Raw genomic sequence first — 4,279 nt, forward strand, 5'->3', positions numbered from 1 at the left:
CATAACTTGGATCGGCGCCCCCAAATCCGGGCGTTTCGCGACAGAAACTAGTCTAAATTATTAGTTAAAGGCGGCCTTTCCCTGAGGTGATTTGCTTCGGTGGTCTGTTTCGAAAAGTGGAGTGGCCAAAAAGAACGGCGTCAGCACGGGGCTGCTGCGCTGAGGCCGTGTACTGAAGTCCGAACCTCGACTGGTTTGGCCCGACTATAGTCGCCGTCCGCGGTTCCGACTTGAGAACGCAAGCCCTTAATTGTCGCGTTCGTATGGCAGAGGAGTGGGCTACTTCGGAATCGCGATTGGCTTATTTCGGCCAGTACCCGGACCGCCGTACTGTCCGTATTTGATCCCGGATGTCCTGGTCTGATTTTGATATTGTCCTAATTCACGCAGGGCCGAGTATGGACAGCAAGTTAATTCTGGCGGGAGCGATTGTATTCGCGATCTTGGCAGTCGCTTAGGTACGAAAACTATGGCCAACATAACGACCACCATCGAAACAGGTTTACGGATGCCGTTTGTGCTGCCCCCTGGTAGCGGGGCGGCTCGTCAAACTCACGTCTCCAGCCCGATTTGAGTTCTGACATCTCCTCGCCCTGCTAACCATCCAATCGCAGGCGAGTGCAAGGCGCAAAGCGAGAACCGCCACGGCTATCACCCGTTGATGGGGAACTAATCGATAATTGTCGGCTTAATAGCCAGATGATGAGCGAGTTCACGTCCAACAATCGCATCAGCAGCGGGCCAGGACGACCGCGCCGCATACTGCCGTGGGTTCTACTTATTCTCCTCGCGGTTGCCATTGCTTCAGTTCTTTGGGCCGGCAATCGAATCGGATCCGAGTCCTCGCCATTAACGGCTGTTCGCCCCAATGCTGAGCCGTCTCTGGCTGCCGAATTCGCTGACAAGACGGCTAGAGATGCTGTGGCCAATCTCCAGCAAACGATCCAAGAGCTCCAGGCCGCACAGCAACGTGCCGCGGAACAGATCAGCGGCCTACAGCGGCAGATATCGGCTGAGCAGGGCCAGCGTAAGTTGCTTTCGGAACAGCTGGGTGGGCTTTCCGCTCGCGTGGATAGCTTCCAAGGATCGAATGCAGCTGCGCTACCCAGCCCGCCGCCATCCGCCAAGAAAGGGCGCGGGCAATGAGTGCCGCTAAACGTCATTTCGCTCTCCTGACCGACAGGTGTGATGCAGATACCTGCAAAGGTCGGAGTTCGCTACCACCAGAGGCGCGAGAACTCCTCGAACCCGACTTGCAAGTGGCTCAGTTCAAAAAAGCTGACGTACTCTACCGAGCCGGCGAACCGGTGACGCACGTTTCTTCCCGCACGGAGGCCTGATCTCGCTCATCGTTAGCATGGAATCCAGACAATTGGCCGAAGTATCGCTGGTCGGACGCGACACCATGGTGTGTTCCGGTATTGTTTTGGATGTTCATGAAGCATAGATCAGGTAACGGTTGAGGCCGGCGCGAGCGCATCCTTCATGCCAGCTGCATCATTTTATTCGCGCATATCATAGCCACGAGAGGTTGCGGACGTTAATGAATCGGCACCAGGCGATGGTCATCGCCGAGGGACGTCAGTCACCCCCCTGTAACGTCGTCCATCAAGTCGGTCCGCGTCTCTGCCGTTGGTTGGCAACCGCACGCGATCAGTCAGGGATGACCTGAAACGCACTCAGGAATTCCTTGCAAGAATGCTAGGATCTCAGCGTACAACGATCAATCAAATCTGCGTCGATCTCAGCAATGCGGGCGTCATTGATACCAGCCGCAGCCATATCAGGATATTGCGGCTGGATGCTTTGAGGAGCCGGACCTGCGAGTGCTACGGCATCCTTCGCAGACGTTTCGCCGATGTGTTTCCAGCTTGGCAAAATTACGACTGACCTCTGCGCTAGGCGAACGGCTCGGCGCCAGAGAGAGAGAGAGAGAGAGAGAGAGAGGACATTAAACAACAAATGCGGACGGGCCGTGCGCTGAGTCACTAAGGCCCATCGGCTACAGAAAGGAAGGCGTTGACGAGCTAGATAGTCCTGATGAGCATCTTTAGCTCGCTCATCTGGTACGTTAGCCCGTTCATTTTCTTATGCAGACGCCTTATCTCACTGAGCATCAGGAAGATGGAGACAATCAGGACGGCTGCTACGAAAACAATAATGGGATCGTCAAATGACCAGGCCGCACTCTGGAACATGTTAGCCTCCCGCGGAGACCTAATCTTTGGAGCTTAGCTCTTTGGTCTTTGGCGGTCCAGCACGGCCAGATTGTCAGGTGTCTAGGGTAACACGCAGAAAAAGAGATCAAGACGTGAATCAACAAGTGACAAACAGAGGACACCGCTGGCTTAAAGGGCCAATCCGGCAACCCGGCTGGAAGGCCTCCAGGAGCGCGTCAGAAGCTCGAAGAGCCGTTCATCAACGCGTTGCGTTCGGGCTTTGGGAAGCGAGCGGAGAGACCGCGCTACAGCGGATGATCGTTGAAGAGCTTGGTGGGTTCGTCCGGGTCATGGCGAGCCTGATGCCGAAAGAACTTGGCGTCACAATGCAGCAACAGGCGCCGTTCGGCATGGAAGCTGAAAGCTGGGAGATCGGCCGGCGATCCGGCTACTAGCAGCAACTGCACGCGTGGAGCCGGCCCGCTATTGCCTCAAAGCGGGCAAGTGTCTCGCAACGGCGGGTGAGCGATTGATCTAACGACCAAGGCCCGCCTGTTCACGCTGGCGGGCTTCCTTCCTGGACCTTCGACGACGGACCGCAGCCGCTACTTGTGCTTGCCTGACCAACTCGCGCAACAATTCCAATTCGGCGCGCTCAGTCAGAAGACTTGCGGACAGGGTGGAGTAGGCGTCAATACGCGGCTGAAGAGAAGGCATTTAAAAACCCCTCACTAACTATTACTCATACTTCATTGTGAAGAGGGGGCGGCGGCTTCAACAGGATTCGTCCAATTTGAGAGCCACATCCGGAGTCTTACGGGCGCTTCAATGTGGGGACGGAGCCTTTGCGAAGAGGCCGCTAACTCAGGCAGCCTCTTTCGTTCGCGGCGCGGTCAGGTGATTCACGCGGCCTTCTTTGCGTCGAGGAGTTCCGGTGCAAAGGTTTTTCGTTGAGTTCGCACATGAGGGCACGGTTAGGAGCAATCCATGACCACAGTGCAGGCCATTGCATTTGGAGCCATGCTAGCTTGGCCCGCGTTAATCATATTGGCAATTTCGTTGTGGGATGTTCCAGAGCTAGACGAGGGAATGAACTAGCTTCGCGTCAGCACTTCATTCGTCGCGCTTCAGTTTCCGCTTGCCCCAATGATGGCCCTTGCGATCGGGATCAAAAACCCGCTCGACGTGACGGTTCAACGCTCGCATGACGCCGATCCTGGCCAGCATCGTCGGCCCACCGTTCTCCGCAACGAGGATCAGCGCCTCCATTGCGGCCTGCCATTCCGGCGCGGAGTGCTCAGCCTGCGGCAGCTTCATGATGTAGCTGGCGGCATCGCTTTAGGTGGAGGGCTGCCGTCGGTCTTGAAGCTCGGTTATCACGTAGAGAACAGCGGCGAAAATCGCGAAGGCCGCAACAATTGAAAATGAACAGCCCGTAGTCCATTGCATCCTATCCATGCGCCTTAGTTCAGCATTGTAAGTGTGCAGGGCGTGTGCACAACAGAAATCGATCAGATAAGAGAGGCTGGTATTTGCGGCTAAGTATTTGATCTTATTGGTGAGCGCCGAGGGAGGGCCTTCCAACCGCAAAATCAAGACCTTACGCTGACTAACCTTTCTCACCGGCCGTTATGATTGGAAAGGGCTTTCTGCCGCACTGGCTAACCGATCGTTCGGGGAGAAGTCGCTATCACTCTAGAACCTCGTATTCGAATGCAACGCCCTCGGGATCGTTCTGCTCAAACCATGCATCGGCAGCATCGCCGCTCGCAAAGACCTTGAGGTGATCGGGTCTCCGACCTGCTTGCTGGTGTCGACGTAAACCCAGACCGTTTTCATCACAGGTCCTCCCGCAGACCCTCGAAGAACGGATGTCTGACCTTGCCCTCGGCCGACTTGGCCCGGTATTCGATTTCGGCGTAGAGCTCCGGCTCCACCCAAATGCCCTTGTGGGCAATCCGTTTGGTATAGGGCTGCGTCTTGCGGATTAGGGGCGTCAGACGCTGGCGCAGCTCGGCGGCGGACTTCTTGTCGAAGCCATGATCGACCTTGCCAGCATAAATCAGTTGACGGCCTTGAACTTGCTGCCGTCGATCGCAACGCTCGCCTCGCTGAACAAC

The 4,279-nt window shown here is 56.1% G+C and carries 3 protein-coding genes and 2 pseudogenes; 3 read left to right on the plus strand and 2 right to left on the minus strand.

Annotated elements, in window-relative coordinates; translation table 11 throughout:
• The first annotated feature begins 1,632 nt into the window (after positions 1–1,632).
• The 3 genes and pseudogenes from KJQ96_RS42525 to KJQ96_RS38015 all read left to right on the plus strand — a co-directional run bounded on the left by KJQ96_RS42525 (position 1,633) and on the right by KJQ96_RS38015 (position 2,614).
• On the plus strand, positions 1,633–1,890 hold the full coding sequence (locus KJQ96_RS42525) for a helix-turn-helix domain-containing protein (RefSeq protein WP_375293270.1): 258 nt from the start codon (positions 1,633–1,635) through the stop codon (positions 1,888–1,890).
• 464 nt (positions 1,891–2,354) lie between these two features.
• Positions 2,355–2,477, plus strand: a pseudogene (locus KJQ96_RS42530) (hypothetical protein); the annotation flags it as partial.
• The gene (locus tag KJQ96_RS38015; RefSeq protein WP_213291110.1) at positions 2,474–2,614 is read left to right on the plus strand and encodes a hypothetical protein; all 141 of its coding nucleotides are present in this window, start codon (positions 2,474–2,476) and stop codon (positions 2,612–2,614) included. The pseudogene KJQ96_RS42530 and the gene KJQ96_RS38015, both read left to right, overlap by 4 nt.
• A gap of 658 nt (positions 2,615–3,272) precedes the next feature.
• Here KJQ96_RS38015 and KJQ96_RS38020 read toward each other — a convergent pair.
• Positions 3,273–3,476, minus strand: a complete 204-nt coding sequence (locus tag KJQ96_RS38020) for a hypothetical protein (protein ID WP_249735062.1) — start codon at positions 3,474–3,476, stop codon at positions 3,273–3,275.
• Positions 3,477–3,997: 521 nt separating this feature from the next.
• A pseudogene (locus tag KJQ96_RS38025) lies at positions 3,998–4,279 on the minus strand (hypothetical protein); the annotation flags it as partial.

This window comes from Bradyrhizobium sp. sGM-13, assembly GCF_018398875.1.
Lineage (GTDB): Bacteria > Pseudomonadota > Alphaproteobacteria > Rhizobiales > Xanthobacteraceae > Bradyrhizobium.